Consider the following 15,695-nt stretch of genomic DNA (forward strand, 5'->3'; position numbering starts at 1 on the left):
CATAATCGAACACGACTCTTTCGCCGTGTGACCCCGTTAACGCGCCGCTGTTCGCCGTCGAGTGGTCGGATCCAACTCCTGCTTCGATCGAACCGCCGCCACCACCTCCCAGTCCCGCATCATTGCCGGACGCGGCACCGCAGAATTGTGGATTGTCTGAACAAATCTTATAAGCACACGGTGCGTACTCGTATCCAGTACGATGCCCGATTCGATGTCCGAACAGCTGCGACGAGATATGGAGTGCGAAGGGCTCTTAGAGTGCTTCCACGGTCTCAAGCAGCTCGACAAGCAGTGTTTCCAGGTACTTGTCCGAGCGGAAGAGCCGCTCACTGTCGACGAAATCGCCGACATTGTCGGCCGCGAGCGCTCGACGGCGTACCGATCGATCCAGCGACTGCTCAAGGCGGGATTCATCCAGAAAGAGCAGGTCAACTACGAACAAGGCGGCTACTACCACGTCTACTCCCCGACCGACGCCGAGCGGATCTCCGACAATATGCAACGGATGCTCAACGACTGGTACGCAAAGATGGGGCAACTCATCCAGGAATTCGAGGACAAGTACGAACAGGAAGGCAGCGAAGTCGCCGTCGAGGGCTGATCTCGGTCGTCGAATCGGTACTGTCTCGAACGCGGTGGAGCAGTCAGTCGAACCGGAACGTCTCCAGGTTTCGGGGCGCGTACGTTCGCACGTCGTACTTCTGATACAGCCCCGAAGAGAGCTGATCGGTCGACGCCTCGTCGCCGTGCACACAGAGGATCTCCTCCGGCCGCGGATTCATCGTGCCGACGAAATTCTCCAGCCCGTTGCGGTCGGCGTGACCGGAGAAGCCGCTCACCGACTCGACGCCGAGTCGTAGCGTCAACTGCTCGGTCCGGCCGCCGCGGTCGCTGAACGGGATCTCCCGCCGACCACTCTGGATACGCCGACCGAGCGTTCCCTGTGCCTGGTAGCCGACGAAGATCAGCCGGTTTTCGGGGTCGCCACCCAGGAGTTCGAGCCACGACATAATCGGCCCGCCGGTGACCATCCCTGACGTCGAGAGCACGATGCAGGGGTCGTCGCCGGCGATATCTTCGCGCATCTCCTGGCCGCCGTCGACCTGCTGGAACTGGTCGGCAAGGAAGGGGTTCTCGTCCTCGTGGAGAATCCGATCCCGGAGCCCGTCACGCAAGAACTCGGGGTAGGCGGTGTGGATGGCCGTCGCCTCGCGAATCATTCCGTCGAGGTAGATCGGCATCGTCGGCAGGTCGCCCTCCCGCATCGCTTCCTCCAAGACGAGCATCAGTTCCTGCGAACGCCCGACGGCGAACGCGGGGATCACGACCTTGCCGTCGTTCTCGTACGTCTCTTCGATGAGTTCGATCAGGGTCTGCTCTGAGTCCGCCTGGTCGGTCTGGTAGTCGTTCCGCTGGCCGTACGTCGACTCCATCACGAGCGTCTCAACGCGCGGGAAGTCGTTGGAAGCGCCGTTGAACAGGCGCGTGTCCGTGTAGTGGATGTCGCCGGAGAAGACGACGTTGTGGAAGCCGTCGCCGATGTGGAAGTGTGAGACTGCCGATCCCAGGATGTGTCCGGCGTTGTGGAAGGTGAGTTTGATGTCGGGCGCGATATCGGTCACGTCCCCGTAGTCCAGTGTGATGGTGTGTTTCAGTTCCTCGCGAACCATCTCGGACTCGTACGGCGGCGTCCGCCCCTCTTTGGCGGCCACGTCGAGGTAGTCCAGTTGGAGCAGCCCCATCAGGTCTCGCGTCGGCTCGGTGGTGTACACCGGACCGTCGTACCCGTACTTGAACAGGAGGGGCAGCAGCGCGCTGTGGTCGAGGTGCGCGTGCGTGAGGACGACGGCGTCGAGGTCGGCGATCGGATTCGCTTCGGGGACCTGGAGGTACGGCACCTCGCCTTCCGCGCCGGGCTTGTCACCGCAGTCGATCAAGACGCGGCTGTTGGGTGTGCTGAGCACGAAGCTCGCACGACCGACCTCACGGCAGCAGCCCAGTGTCGTCACGCGGACCCAGTCGGTCTCGGTCTCGGGGTCGCGGTGGATCTGCTGGCCCACCCGCTCTAAGAAGTCGCGACGGTCGTCGCGTTCCTGCATCAGGAAGTTCCGGACGTTGTCGACCGTCGAGGACTCCATCGGTGGGGTCCGGAGTACCTCGGGCGTCCAGCCGACTTCCTGGGTGATCTCTCGGAGCGTGCTCGCGCGCCGGCCGATCGCGAGGCCGGGCTTCTCGGCTTCGATCAGCACCTCGCCGGTCGCGGGGTAGAACTGGAGGTTCGTGATCCCCGCCTCGTCGGGGATGAGTTCGAGAATCCGGGGCTTCGCTTCCGCCGGGTCCATCTGGGTGCCCGCGGCCGGCCGAACTGTGATCCGTTTTCGGAGCGTGCTGGCCAGTCGGCGGATCAGGCCGTCGCGCTCGGCGAACTTCCGCGGGGTCTCGGTGTAGACCACCAGTTCCGGTCCTTCGTAGGCGACGCGAGAGACGACGAGGTCGTCGGGGATCTCGTCTTCGAGTCGTGATTTGACCGCTTCGAGCGGGTCCGTGGTGTCGTTAGTGCTCATACATATCTGGAACGCCGTGGAGAGGTACCACCAAAACCAGTGGTCCGTCTCTCGGGATCGTGTTGATGGGTCACGTCGACCGCGCCGACGAGACCGAACGGACGAAATCGTTCGTTCGTACCTATCCGACAGTGTATATAAACGTTTTTCGCTGTGGGAGGAGCGCTCGGGCCCCGCTCCGGTCCGAATGCGTCGCTCGCGGTGCCGGCGCGAGGAAAAAACGTGGACGGTGAACCGAGTGCCGCCTCAGTCGAGGTCGAAGCGGTCGAGCTTCATCACTTTGCTCCAGGCCGCAGCGAAGTCGTTGACGAACTTCTCCTCGCCGTCGTCGCTGGCGTAGACGTCAGCGGTCGTCCGGAGCCGGGAGTTCGATCCGAAGATGAGGTCGAAGCGGGTCGCCTCCCACTCGACCTCGCCCGTCTCGCGGTCGCGAATCTCGTAGATGTCCTCGTCGGCCGAGACCGACTCCCACTCGTAGTCCATATTGAGCAGGTTCACGAAGAAGTCGTTCGTCAGCGTGCCCGGTCGGTCGGTGAGGACGCCGAGATCGGAGCCGTCGTAGTTCGCGCCCAGCGCGCGCATTCCGCCGAGCAGAACCGTCATCTCCGAGACCGACAGGTCCAGCAGGTCGGCCTTGTCGACGAGCAGTTCTTCGGGCTTCTCCTCGTAGCCGCTGCCGAGGTAGTTCCGGAAGCCGTCCGCCCTCGGCTCGAGTGCCTCGAACGACTCGGCGTCGGTCTGTGCCTGCGTGGCGTCCGTCCGTCCCGGCTCGAACGGGACCGTCACGTCGTAGCCGGCCTCTGCCGCCGCGTGTTCGACGGCCGCGTTGCCGCCCAGCACGATGAGATCGGCGAGCGAGACCCGCACGTCGTCGGTACGGGATTCGTTGAACGCTGCCTGGATCTCTTCGAGCGTCGAGAGGACCGTCTCCAACTCTTCAGGATTGTTGGCTTCCCAGCTGCGCTGGGGCTCCAGACGGATGCGAGCGCCGTTCGCTCCGCCGCGCTTGTCGCTGTCGCGGTAGGTCGACGCCGACGCCCAGGCAGTCCTGACCAACTGGGAGACGGACAGGTCCGATGCGAGCAGCGTCTCTTTGAGCTCGGCGACCTCCTCCTCGCCGACCTGTTCGTAGTCGGCGTCCGGGAGGGGATCCTGCCAGAGCATCGTCTCCTCGGGGACCTCGGGGCCGAGGAACCGTTCCGGCGGCCCCATGTCGCGGTGGATGAGCTTGTACCAGGCCTTCGCGAAGGACTCACGGAACCGCTGGGGGTTCTCCTGGAACGTCTCCAGGACTTCCCGGTAGTCCGGGTCCTTCTTGAGGGCCACGTCGGTCGTCAGCATCATCACGTCTTCTTTGTCCGACGGGTCCTGGACGCCCGGAGCGGCTTCCTGGAGTTCGCCGTCCTTCGTCGTCCACTGCCACGCGCCACCGGGACCCTTCTCCGGCACCCACTCGTGCCCGAGGAGGTTGTCGACGTAGCTCATGTCCCACTGGGTCGGCGTGGTGTTCCACGGGCCTTCGATCCCGCTGGTGATGGTGTCGGGGCCCTTGCCCTCGCCAAAGTCGTTGTCCCAGCCGAAGCCCTGTGCGTCGATGGGTGCGTCCGACGGATCGGGGCCGACGTGCTCGTCGGGGTCGGCCGCGCCGTGGACCTTCCCGAAGGTGTGCCCACCGGCGATGAGGGCGACGGTCTCCTCGTCGTTCATCGCCATCCGGCCGAACGATTCGCGGATGTTCTTCGCCGAGCCTTCGACGTCCGGTTCGCCGTTCGGGCCCTCGGGGTTCACGTAAATGAGGCCCATCACGGTGTTACCGAGCGGGTCTTTGAGGCTCCCCTCTTCGTCGAAGCGCTCCTCGGAGGTCGTCTCCCACTCGTCTTCGGGGCCCCAGTCGACGGCCTCGTCGGGGGTGAAGTCGTCCTCGCGGCCGCCCGCGAAGCCGAACGTCTCGAAGCCCATCGATTCGAGGGCGACGTTCCCGGCCAGGACGATCAGGTCGGCCCACGAGAGTTTGCGGCCGTGCTTCTGCTTGACCGGCCAGAGCAGTCGGCGGGCCTTGTCGAGATTCACGTTGTCCGGCCAACTGTCTACGGGCGGCAGGCGCTGATGACCGCCGGCCGCGCCGCCGCGGCCGTCAGTCGTGCGGTACGTGCCCGCGCTGTGCCACGCCATCCGAATGAAGAACGGCGCGTAGGTGCCGTAGTCCGCCGGCCACCAGTCCTGTGAGTCTGTCAGTACCTCCTGGATGTCTGCCTTCACCTCGTCGTAGTCGAGTTTCTCGAACTCCGCCGCATAATCGTAGTCCTCGTCCATCGGACTGACGTCGCCGACGTTCTGATCGAGAAGCTCAAGGTCCAACTGGTCCGGCCACCAGTCTTGAGTGGTCCTACCCATATTCAACGACACGTCACCGTCGCTGTTAAGATTGTCTAATTCGGAAACGATGCCTTGGCTGTGACCAATCACTCTTTCGGATTGGTGAAATTATTTCCCGTTACAGGGGAGGACTCCGTCCCGCGCGGGAGCGGTTGGCGCTCTCAGATCAGCAGGTATCGAGACGGATACGTGCAATCTGTTCGGGTCGGGCCTGCTCCAGACTCGGCTGTCGCGATCACTCCCGCTCTCGCAGGTCTTCGGTGCGGAGTTCTCCCTTCGCACGCCAGGTCCGCGGCCGAAACGCCACGACCGCGGCCGCCACGTAGCACGCGACGACCCCGCCGACGACGACCGTGCCGGAGATCATCCCGATCGACGCCGTCTCCACCCACCCCATCGGCGAGAATGCGGTGATCCGGACGAACCAGGCGGCCAGCAGGATGCAGGAGAGAGGCAGGTACACCCGCCGCAAGCGGTGAGCGATTGCCTCCTCAGCGCTGATCTTCAGCGTCGGGACGCGGTAATCGTCGCCGAGGTCGGCCCGCCACGTTTCGGTCCCGATCCCGCCCTCTGGGTCTAGCCCGTACGCCCAGACGTTCTCCTGGAGGGTCCGCACACGGGTCCGCCAGATGTCGTAGCCGCGATACCGTCGCGCTTCGATCACCAGAAAGACGCTGAGCGTCGCCATCCCGATCAGGATGATGTAGTGGGGGTTGTCGGGACTGGAAAACGCCCAGGTGAGGATGGCCGCGATCACCACGACAGCCCAGTTGGTCGTCTGATCGAGGCGTTCTCGCCAGAGTTTCATCCGGTGGAGTTCCCCGCGGTACAGGTGCGCCAGCGCGGAACTCGGTCCCATCTCCGCGTCGAGCAGTCCGGCGCCGACGTACGGCGACGCGTCCCGCTCGGCGTCTGTCGACGCCCCGTCGCCGGTCTCCTCCTCGGAGCCGCCGTCGGGCTCCCCCGTCATCGGTCGCAGCGACCGCGCTCGGGTGGTGAATGTGTGCTGTACAATCGAGTCATACATCCGAATTACTGCAAGCAGGTTTAGTCGTTGTGCCGCGGGAGTGTCAGTCACGTGAGCCGCGTTAGGTAGATAAATACACGAATACAATTATACCTTAGATAAATATATAAATAAAATATCATTCCGTACAGTAGCTTGAGAAACCTTTTGTGACACTGAATTCCGACTGTTCAGATATTCTTAGTATAATAGATAAACAGTGAATTTGTTAATTCTGACTGTTATTCAGACTCCTGATATTCGAAGTGCTCTTCTCGAATGTCCGCGCGCAGCAGGGTGCCGGTGTCGGATCGCGGGAGTGACTCGTCGATGACCACGTACGACCGGGGGCGCTTGAAATCCGCCAACTCGTCGTGATCGCGACAGTGCTCGTCGAGGAGGTCCGGGCTCACGTCGCCGCTGACGACGGCGGCGACCCGTTCCCCCCACTCGTCGTCGGGGACGCCGACGACCGCGGCCTCCCGGACGCTCGGGTGGTCCTCGAGGGCGAGCTCGACTTCCTGGGGATAGATGTTCTCGCCACCGCTCACGAGCATATTGTCCACGCGGTCGACGATGTGGAGTCGGCCGTGGTCGTCGACGTACGCGACATCCAGCGTTCGGAGCCACTCGCCGTCGACGAACAGCCGCGCCTCTGCCTCGGGACTGTCGAGATAGCCGCTGGCGGCGGGCCCTCGACCGATGAGCTCCCCAGTTTCACCACGATCGACGATCGCAGTCGGATCGGGATCCTCGTCGGGTCGCGCGGCCTCGACGACGCGTAGATCCCAGGTGAACGTTGCGTTTCCCACGGTGCCCGGACTCTCGAGTTGCTCGTCGGGGTACGCGTGCGTCAGATTCGTGATTCCCTCGGTCAGTCCGTAGGTGTTGTGGACGCCCTCGGTCATCCGTTCGCGGACGCGCTCGACCAGCGATGGGGGGACGACCGCCCCACCGGTTCGGACGTACGACAACGCCGAGAGGTCGTGCGATCCCTCCTCGTAAACGTCGAGAAGCGCCTCGAGCTGTGCCGGGACCGCGAGCAGTCCTGTCACGTCGTGTTCGTCCATCAGTGCTAGTGACTTCGGGGGGACGAACTCCGGCTGGAGAACGAGCGTCGCCCCCACCTGGAGGTGCGGGTAAATCCACGCGACTGTCGTGACGTCGTGATACCACGGAGTCGTCACCAGCGCGACGTCGGAGGGGTCGAGGCTCATCTCCATCACGGCCTGTGTACTCCCCATCCAGACGCGTCGCTGGTCTTCGAGGATCGCCTTTGGCTCGCTGGTCGACCCGCTGGTGTAGAGGACACCGGTCTCCGCGTCGCCGTCTTCGACCGCGTCGTAGCCGGTCCCGCCGGAGTCGATCGCCCGCTCGTAGGGCTCGACGTCTGGACGATCGGGCACGTCGTCGCCGACGTACAACGCGACGTCGAACGTCACCTCCTCGAGGACGGCTTCGGCCATCTCGGCGTTCGCCGCGTCGTAGACCAGCATCTCTGCTTCGGCGGTCTCGACCATCCGCCTGAGTTCGCCCGCAGCGCCCCGAAAGCTCAGTTGCGCGTTCGCCCGCCCGCGCTTTTGCGCGGCCACCATCATCTCGATCGCTGCGGGGCTGTTCCTGAGCAGTGATGCCGTCCGGGCGTCGCCGACGCGAGTATCGAGTGCGTTCGCCAGGGCGTCCGTCCGGCGGCCCAGTTCGCCGTAGGTGGTTTCGGCTCCGTGCGCTGTCACGAGCGCCGTCCGTTCGCTGTATCGATCGACCGTCCGCCGGAATGCGCGTAGGTCTCTCATCGTGTGGTGGCTGATACTCGCACGGTGTCGGTTGCGTGGTCGTTCGCGTCACAGGGCAACCGGCGTGGCTGTGTGGCCATCACAGGTGCTACATCGACCGCTGGTCGTACGCCGGTGCCGGGTACTCGATATCCGTCGAGGCCTCGCTGTCGACGTCCGACGGGATAACCAGACGAAGCTGCCCGTCCTGCCACTGACCCATCGGCGGTGCCAGATCGCCCTCGACCGGCATCCCGTTCTCGTCGAACCGGAACGATCCGAGGACCGTCTGGAACTCCGAGTTGAGGAGCGCGTCGCGGACTGCGTCGGGCTCAACCGACCCCGCGGTCTCGAACGCCTGCTTCGCGGTCTGGGTGACGTTGTACGAGCCGCCGACAGTCGGGGCCGGGTAGGCGTCGGATGCGACGTCGTCCTGGGCACGGAAGGCCTCCAGCATCTGCTGGTTCCCGCCGCCGGTCAGTCCGGGAACCCAGCCGGGGGTGGAGTTGGTGTAGAGTCCCGAGACACCGGTGGCATCCAGCCAGGCCGTGATCGTCGCAGCGCGCTCGATCGTGGCGAGCTTCGGGTTGAATTCGTTTTCCTGCATCTGGTTCACCATCGTGATCCCCCCGCCCGGCGAGGGGTTCGTGAGCAGGTACTCCACGTTTGCGCTCTTGGCCTGCGAGATGAGCGTCGAGAAGTCCGAGGAGCCGATCTGGAACTTCTCGTTGAGGACGACCTCGTGGCCGTTGGCTTCGAGCGCGTCGGACCACACGCGGCCGAGTTCCGCTCCCCAGCCCGTGTTCGTCTGCCAGATGCCGACGTTCACCGGTTTGTTGTCTTCGGGTGCCAGATTAGCCAACTTCACCGCGCCGTTGGCCATATCTCGGCTCTTGCCGAACGGCGCGAACGTCCACTCGTAGTTGTTGTTGAGGTGGGGCTCCATATACGCGAAGTTCGCGCTCAGCATCGGGAGCCCCTCGCGCTCGGCGACGGACGCTGCCGCCCCGACAAGCAGGCTCCCGAACGTGCCCCAGATCATATCGACGTCGTTGTTTTCAATGATCGTCTGGAGCGACTCGCGGACCTGCTGTGGGTCGCTCTCGTCGTCTCTGATGATGACGTTGACGTCCCGACCGAGGATCCCACCGTCGTCGTTGATCAGTTGTTCCCCGAGCCGGTAGGCGGTCTCGACGTCCTCGCCCGCACTCGAGAAGGATCCCGTGCGCGAGACCGTCGCGGCGACCGTGATCGGCTCGTCGCTCCCGCTCGATCCCATCGTGGTCGTGGTTGCGTCGGTTCCGCTGTCGGACGTCGGGGTCGCTGTGCTGTCGCCGTCTCCGTCAGCACCGAGACACCCTGTGACGAGCGCTACTGCCCCTGTTCCTGCCGCGGTAATAAATCGCCGTCTGTTACTCGTAGGCACGACCACTCCTTAGCAAAAGAACGTTATAAATTTTTCTATGGTCCCAATCTGATCCGCTTGGATACCACTCCGAAAAGAGCCCGGCGGGTGCTGCTCGCCGGCAGACTCGCGACCGCCTGTGGTGCGATGCGACGCTCAGTTCACGTTGTAGTTCGCGGTCTTCCGCTTGTCCTCGAAGTACGGCGCGGGGGCGACCTCTGCCGTGATCTCCGTCTGCTCGTGGTGCTCGACACGAGGGTTCTTCGAGTCTGGTTCTCCCCAGACGATCGTGACCTCGGTGCCCGGTTCGGCGAGCTCGGTGTCGATGCTACACAACGAGAACATCCGGTTCTCGAAGTAGAGGTAGCGGGTGTTACACGCGATCCCGACCTGCTCGCCGTCTTTCAGGACTTTGTCGTTCTGCGTCAGCGCCCAGTCTGCGACGGGCAGTTCGGTGTACCGGTACGTCTCGTCATCGTCGAACAGTGACCCATAGAGGTCCTCGGTGTCCTCGCCATCCCAGACGAGCGTGACCCGCGTCCGTTCGTTGTTCTCGACTTCCTCACGCAGGGCTTCTTTGCCGATGAAGTCGTGATCGAAGTCGATGAATCGCTCGTGACCGGCCTCGACGGGCGTCAGATAGTGGTCCGTGATGTCTTCGGAGTCGTGGCTTCCACCGATCGCAAGGGCACCCTCGAAGCTGTTGACGTCGAGCCACTCGCGGTACTCCCGAACCGTCTCGTTGTCGTGGTAGATCGCCGGCAGCGGGATCGACATCCACGCCGCAGTGATCACGTTCGTCGGATACGCTTTCGCACCGATTCGCCGGATGTCGTAGTCCTGTCCGGCCTGCATAATCGTGCTGCGGACGTCTTCGGCGTACTCCCAGGGACCGAAGAACTCGAATCCGGGTTCGTTCAGCATCCCGTGGCGCAGGGCGTTGATCTGGTGACCGGCGATCGAGACCTCACGGAAATTGAAGAACGGAACTTCCGGCAGGTCGCCGTCGACGACCTCTTTGATCAGCTCGAGCGCGTCGGGACCCTGGACTTGGTATCGGAACGTCTTCGGTGGGCTCTCGCGCATCCCGCCGTGTTCGTCGCGCTCGGTGTCGACGTCGTAGTCGCCGGTTTCGGCGTGATACTCAACCCAGTTGATCGGCCCGTAGCCGACGAGGTTGAATTCGTCGTCGTCGAGGTGGAAGAGGATCCCGTCGCCGATCAGGTACCCGTCGGGGCTGCAAGCGACGAACTGCTTGGCCTGGCCGGGTTCGAACGAGGCGAAGTCGTTGATCCCCAGATTCGCGAACAGGTCGAGTGCGTCCGGTCCCTCGACGTGGAGGTCGGTCATATGGTGCGAGAGGTCCGCGAGTCCGACGCTGTCGGCCCAGGCGGCCTGTTCTTCGCGCCAGTTCGTCACTTCGTCGGGCAGGTCCTGAAACAGGCGGAGATGTCCGGAATCGGCCCCTCGTGCGGGCGATCGGACGAACTCGAGGGGACTGTCTGCTTGCTGGAGTGCGCTGTCGAGACTCTGTGTCATAGTGCGGTCTATCACCAACTTCCATACTATATTATTTAAATTTTTCTTAGTCTCTGGTCAACCTCGCCGAGAAGCGGCCTGCACGCCCGCCTGTCACGACCCCGATGAGCGACAGCATTTCATACCGAGGGCTCCGGAGTGAGGGTGTGAGCTCCGACATCCCACTGCAGACGGTCGCGCGGGCGTTCGAGGTCCTCGACCTCCTGGAGCGCGAACGGGAAGCCGGTCCGGCGGAGATTGCAGAGCTGATGGACGTGACGCGGAGTACCGCGCACGACTATCTCGTCTCGCTCGAGGCCACGGGCTTCGTTGTGCGGGAGGCCGGCACCTACCGGATCAGCTACCGCTTTCTCGAACGCGGGAGCCTCCTCAAGTACCGGAACCGGTACTTCCACTCCTCGGACGTCGTCCTTCGGAAGCTCTCAGAGCAGTCAGACGAACTCGCACAACTCGGACAGGAGGAGGCGGGCGACTGGGTGATGCTCCACGAGGAGGGAGACCTCACGTCGGTCCAGACGGGAACGTATCCGGGCTTCCGTACGCCACTGCATTCTCACGCCGCCGGCAAGGTTCTGCTCGCACATCTCCCCGACGAGCGCGTCGATGAGTTACTCGACGTTGACGAACTGGCGGCCGTGACGGAACACACCGTCACCGACCCAGCGGTCCTCCGGGAGGAACTCGAAACGATCACCGACCAGGGATACGCCATCGATCGGGAAGAGCAGGTCATCGGGATCGGCTTCGTCTCCTGCCCGGTGATCGAAGACACCGAACTGCTTGGAAGTGTCTCCGTCGCGTGCCCCACCGGACGCCTCGAGCAGGACGAGTACCGCGCGGAACTGATCCAGAACGTGCGCGCGGCCGCCGAGGAGATCGCCGTCAACTACCGATTCTACTGAGCGTCGACCGCGGTGCTTGGAGACCGATCAGAGAGGAAAAATTATTACGGTCTGTTCGAATACGTCGTACCGTATGTTGTTCCCTCTCACGTTCGAGCAATCGGTGGCACGAACCCCGGATCGGCCCGCAGTCGTCCACCTGAACGACGGGACCGCGATGACGTACTCGGAACTCCAGACCCGGGCGTACCAGGTCGCCAACGCGCTCCGCGAGCGCGGCCTCGAACCCACTGACCGAGTGGCGATCTGTATGGCGAACCGTCCCGAACACGTCGTGACATTCCTCGCGACGCAACTGGCCGGCCTCGTGGCCGTCCCGTTCAATTTCCGACTGGCCCCGAGCGGCGTTCGCTACCACATCCGGGACGCAGACCCCGAGTTGTTCCTCTTCGACGACGTGTCCCGGGAGTCGGTCACCTCGGTGGCCGACGACATCGAGGTCCCGATGGTCCACGTCGGCGACGACACACCTTCGTTCGCGGAACCGTTCGAGGCCTTCAGCGACGCGCCAGCGGACGATCTCGGGGTCGACGTCTCCTACGAGGATCCGAGCGTGATGCTGTACAGTTCGGGAACGACGGGGGATCCGAAGGGCATCCCGCTGGATCACAACGCCACGTTCTCCCGGTGGATGATCAACTCGCTCGGCCAACACTACTACCTCAACGAGACGATGATCGGCGTGATGCCGCTGTATCACACCGTGGGCCTCCACGGGATCCTCTGTGGCCTCCTCTCGATGAGCGGTACATACCTGTGTATGTCGGAGTTCGACCCAGCAATCGCCGTTCGGGCTATCGAAGAACACGAGGTTTCTGCGCTGCACGAGGCGCCCACCATCTTCGCGAATATGCTCGACACGGAGCTGATCGAGGAGGTCGACCTCTCGTCGGTACAGACAATCGGCTACTCCGGCGCGCCGATGAGCCAGTCGGTCTTCGAGCGGACGATCGAGACGTTCGACCCCGATCACATCGCGAACCTCTACGGGACTACCGAGGTCTACGGCACCCTCGCGTACGACGACCTCCACGAGATCCGCGACCCGACCGTTACCGGGCCCGCGAACGTCGGTCTCGAGGTCCGCGTCGTTACTGTCGGGAGCGAGGACCCGGCAGACACGGTCGACCCGGGCACGCAAGGAGAACTCATCGTCAACACGGACTCACCCGTCGCTTTCGAGGGCTACTGGAACAAACCTGAAGCGACCGAGGAGGCGATCACCGACGGGTGGCTCTACACCGGTGACGCAGCACGCCGGACGGCGGAGAATCGGGTCATCATCACGGGCCGCGTCGACGATATGATCATCAGCGGGGGTGAGAACATCCATCCCACGGAGGTGGAGGACGTCCTGCTCACCCATCCCGGTATCGACGACGTCGGCATCGTCGGCCACCCCGACGAGGAGTGGGGCGAGGTCGTCGTCGCTTTCGTCGAGGAGAGCGGCGGAGTGACCGAGGCGGAACTGGACCAGTGGTGTCGCGACAGCGACGATCTGGCGGACTACAAACGGCCGCGGGAGTACCGCTTCGTCGACGAACTCCCCCGGAATCCCAGTGGGAAAATCGAACGGTACAAACTCGAATCTCGCGGCGAGGAGTAACGGTCGACCGACCGGCTTGCTCGGCAAGAGGTGGACCCGCTCGGGCGGCTTTTCGGCTCGCTACTGTCGCCATCGCCCGCGATCGACGCTCCGACACTTGTCCGGTAATACCGGACGAATTAGCGTCGATGGAACCCGAGATCAAGTCCCGATTGAAATCGACACACAGCGACCAACGACCGGACTCGTACCGAAACTACCGGGCCCACGGTGGAAACATCATAACACACGTACGGATGTTATCTAATTTGGGCCATCGCCGAGCCACTCATTGATGGGTGAACCCTTCGTTTTCGCCGCTTTGCGGCTTCTACACCCAAATTTCGAATTCTTGGTCGTTGCCGATTGGCCTCGGGAGGACCCAATCGAAAGCGCAGGCGGCGGCAGATCTGTCCGAATTTACCGTACAATGTCTCACCTCTTTATATCATTATACTGTTTTTTCTGCATAATATAATATTTCGGAATAGATCTACATTACAATAACTGATCTTAGAGGAGTCCTAAAGCAGCTTGACGTAATTATCAGTAAATTATCTAAATAAAATATACTAGTAAGTCAAATTATGGTTATTCACCGGGCATTGTTCCGATCGCAGCGCGAAACACTCCGTACCGCACCGGCCGGTCACGTGGAACCGGGACTTTATCCCTCCTGCCGTCGTATCTAGATTGTGAGCGAAGAAAGAGGGCGTCGAAACTTACGGATGCCCAACGATGACGAGGTGTTCGCGGTTGTCACCGAGCACAACGGCGGCAACCACGTTCGCGTGCGGTGTGCAGACGGCGAGAACCGGATGGGGCGGATCCCCGGTCGGATGAAGTACCGGACGTGGATCAACGAGGGCGACGTCGTTCTCGTCGAGCCGTGGGACTGGCAAGACGAGAAGGCGAACATCGAGTGGCGCTACTCCGAGCAGGACGCCGAGCAGCTCCGCGAGGAAGGCCACATCGAATAATCCGCGGTCAGGACTGACGGTACAGCACGACTAAGACGACGATAAGCAGTACCTGGACGATTTTGTCGGCGATTCCCGGCGGGGAAAAGTCAGGCGCATTGAGCGCCGCCCACGCGACGATCTGCCCCGCAGTGAATGGAATGCCGAGCAGATACAGCAACTGGCGGCGGTAATCGACGAGGATCGCGACGATCGCGCCGAGGAAGCCGACGCCCGCAATGATGAACGCCCAGCCGAGCGAACTGGTCAGTGAACTGCTGAGCAGACTCGCCGCCAGCCCGAGATGCAGGAGTCCCGTGATCGCCGCCAGAACGATCCCGGCCCAGTGCAACCCCGTCAGTGATCCCGTACTAACTGCCCCGCTGTTGGACGTGTTTGTTGCCATACGATAGCAATGTGCGCAGTTCGACTTCAATGTACCCGCCGTCGGACGGCCTGACGGATCGCGTCCTCGAAGCGGTCCGAGGAGAACCGGTCGGGGTCCAGCGCCGGTCGGTCTCCATTCTCGACCGCGGTCGCGATGCAGTCGACGGCCGCGGGAACCGAATCGAACAGCCGATCGTCGCGGCCGGCGAGGATCTCGCGCTGTCCGCCGCTGTCGGGGGCGAACGCGATCATCCCCGCGGCGACGTACTCCGCGACGGACATCCCGAAGTGTTCCTCGGGCTTGCAGTTCAGTCCGTATCGGTGCGTCCCGAGCAACTCCTCGATCCGCGCTCTCGGGACGTCGCGTTCGACAAATACGTACGATCGGTCAGCGGCGGCCGATTCCACCCGCTCGACGTAGTCGCGGTACGCCCGGGGTGCGCCGCCGACGATGTGAAGGTGCAGATCGTGCCCGCGCGCGCAGACGCCGTCCACGATCTCGATCGCGTCCAGCAGCCGCTTGTCGGGCGCCAACCGGCCGACGACGACGACGCCGCGTTCGCGAGAGTCCCACGGGATCCCTCCCTCGATCGGGTCCACGGGCGGGTGGACGACGGCCGGCTCGATGCCGTACACCGCGTCGACGACGCCCGCAGTCCACTCCGAGTTCGCGAGCACCGAGGTCGACCGCTCTAACTCTGTCCGGGTCGGCGCCGCGATCCCGCTCCAGATGCGATGGAGGAGCCCACCGGTCGCACCCTCGTCGTCCCGCAGCCGGTGGCGATTGTACTGCGGGTAGTGCACGTACTGCACAGATGGAAGCGACACCGACAGTTCGTTCGCCGTGCTCACCGCGAGGTCGTACCGGTCTGCGCGGCGCTCGAAGACCGCCCGGAGCAGCACGCTTCGGAAGGGAAGTTGCGGTCCGACGAAGGGCGCCACCGTCGAGAGCAACCGGCCGACCCGCTCGGACCCGAACGCGGGCCGGACGGTGAGGGCGTCAGCGTCGAGGTCGATGTCGAACCGTTCGGCCAAGACGCCCGGCTCCGTCTCGGAGAGCGTGAAGAGCGAGACGTCGTACTCTCGCTGCAGCGCGGCGCAGACCGACAGACAGACCACGTCGGCACCGCCCTGGAAGTCGAGGGTGTTGTGCAGGACCGCCACACGGGTCATACAGACCCATCGACGGGACGGTTC

The 15,695-nt window shown here is 63.3% G+C and carries 12 protein-coding genes; 4 read left to right on the forward strand and 8 right to left on the reverse strand.

What is annotated here, in order from left to right; all coding sequences use genetic code 11:
* The first annotated feature begins 202 nt into the window (after positions 1-202).
* The gene (locus BLU74_RS07810) at positions 203-604 is read left to right on the forward strand and encodes a helix-turn-helix domain-containing protein (protein ID WP_089766712.1); all 402 of its coding nucleotides are present in this window, start codon (positions 203-205) and stop codon (positions 602-604) included.
* A 43-nt stretch (positions 605-647) separates the two neighbouring features.
* Here BLU74_RS07810 and BLU74_RS07815 read toward each other — a convergent pair whose 3' ends face one another.
* From BLU74_RS07815 to BLU74_RS07840, 6 genes are all read right to left on the reverse strand, one after another.
* The gene (locus BLU74_RS07815; protein ID WP_089766713.1) at positions 648-2,567 is read right to left on the reverse strand and encodes a beta-CASP ribonuclease aCPSF1; all 1,920 of its coding nucleotides are present in this window, start codon (positions 2,565-2,567) and stop codon (positions 648-650) included.
* A gap of 246 nt (positions 2,568-2,813) precedes the next feature.
* Complete coding sequence (gene katG / locus BLU74_RS07820; protein WP_089766714.1) at positions 2,814-4,961, reverse strand: catalase/peroxidase HPI; 2,148 nt, start codon at positions 4,959-4,961, stop codon at positions 2,814-2,816.
* Between the two features lie 217 nt (positions 4,962-5,178).
* The gene (locus BLU74_RS07825) at positions 5,179-5,913 is read right to left on the reverse strand and encodes a DUF2270 domain-containing protein (RefSeq protein ID WP_089766715.1); all 735 of its coding nucleotides are present in this window, start codon (positions 5,911-5,913) and stop codon (positions 5,179-5,181) included.
* 278 nt (positions 5,914-6,191) lie between these two features.
* Complete coding sequence (locus BLU74_RS07830) at positions 6,192-7,742, reverse strand: class I adenylate-forming enzyme family protein (protein WP_089766716.1); 1,551 nt, start codon at positions 7,740-7,742, stop codon at positions 6,192-6,194.
* An 88-nt stretch (positions 7,743-7,830) separates the two neighbouring features.
* Positions 7,831-9,147: an amino acid ABC transporter substrate-binding protein gene (locus BLU74_RS07835; protein WP_139175684.1), complete on the reverse strand. Its 1,317-nt coding sequence runs from the start codon at positions 9,145-9,147 to the stop codon at positions 7,831-7,833.
* A 135-nt stretch (positions 9,148-9,282) separates the two neighbouring features.
* Entirely contained in the window at positions 9,283-10,665 is a 1,383-nt protein-coding gene (locus BLU74_RS07840) for an aminomethyltransferase family protein (RefSeq protein ID WP_089766718.1), read from the reverse strand.
* A gap of 146 nt (positions 10,666-10,811) precedes the next feature.
* On the opposite strand from BLU74_RS07840, the gene BLU74_RS07845 reads away from it, so the two are divergent.
* From BLU74_RS07845 to eif1A, 3 genes are all read left to right on the forward strand, one after another.
* Positions 10,812-11,567, forward strand: a complete 756-nt coding sequence (locus BLU74_RS07845) for an IclR family transcriptional regulator (protein ID WP_175454593.1) — start codon at positions 10,812-10,814, stop codon at positions 11,565-11,567.
* Positions 11,568-11,640: 73 nt separating this feature from the next.
* Positions 11,641-13,173, forward strand: coding sequence for a class I adenylate-forming enzyme family protein (locus BLU74_RS07850; RefSeq protein WP_089766720.1), 1,533 nt, complete (start codon positions 11,641-11,643; stop codon positions 13,171-13,173).
* A 674-nt stretch (positions 13,174-13,847) separates the two neighbouring features.
* Positions 13,848-14,132, forward strand: coding sequence for a translation initiation factor eIF-1A (gene eif1A, locus BLU74_RS07855; protein ID WP_089766721.1), 285 nt, complete (start codon positions 13,848-13,850; stop codon positions 14,130-14,132).
* 7 nt (positions 14,133-14,139) lie between these two features.
* Here eif1A and BLU74_RS07860 read toward each other — a convergent pair whose 3' ends face one another.
* Both BLU74_RS07860 and BLU74_RS07865 read right to left on the reverse strand, forming a co-directional pair.
* Entirely contained in the window at positions 14,140-14,517 is a 378-nt protein-coding gene (locus BLU74_RS07860) for a DUF7475 family protein (RefSeq protein WP_089766722.1), read from the reverse strand.
* 26 nt (positions 14,518-14,543) lie between these two features.
* Positions 14,544-15,671, reverse strand: coding sequence for a glycosyltransferase (locus BLU74_RS07865; RefSeq protein WP_089766723.1), 1,128 nt, complete (start codon positions 15,669-15,671; stop codon positions 14,544-14,546).
* Positions 15,672-15,695: the final 24 nt, after the last annotated feature.

This window comes from Halobellus clavatus, from assembly GCF_900107195.1.
Taxonomy (GTDB): domain Archaea; phylum Halobacteriota; class Halobacteria; order Halobacteriales; family Haloferacaceae; genus Haloquadratum; species Haloquadratum clavatum.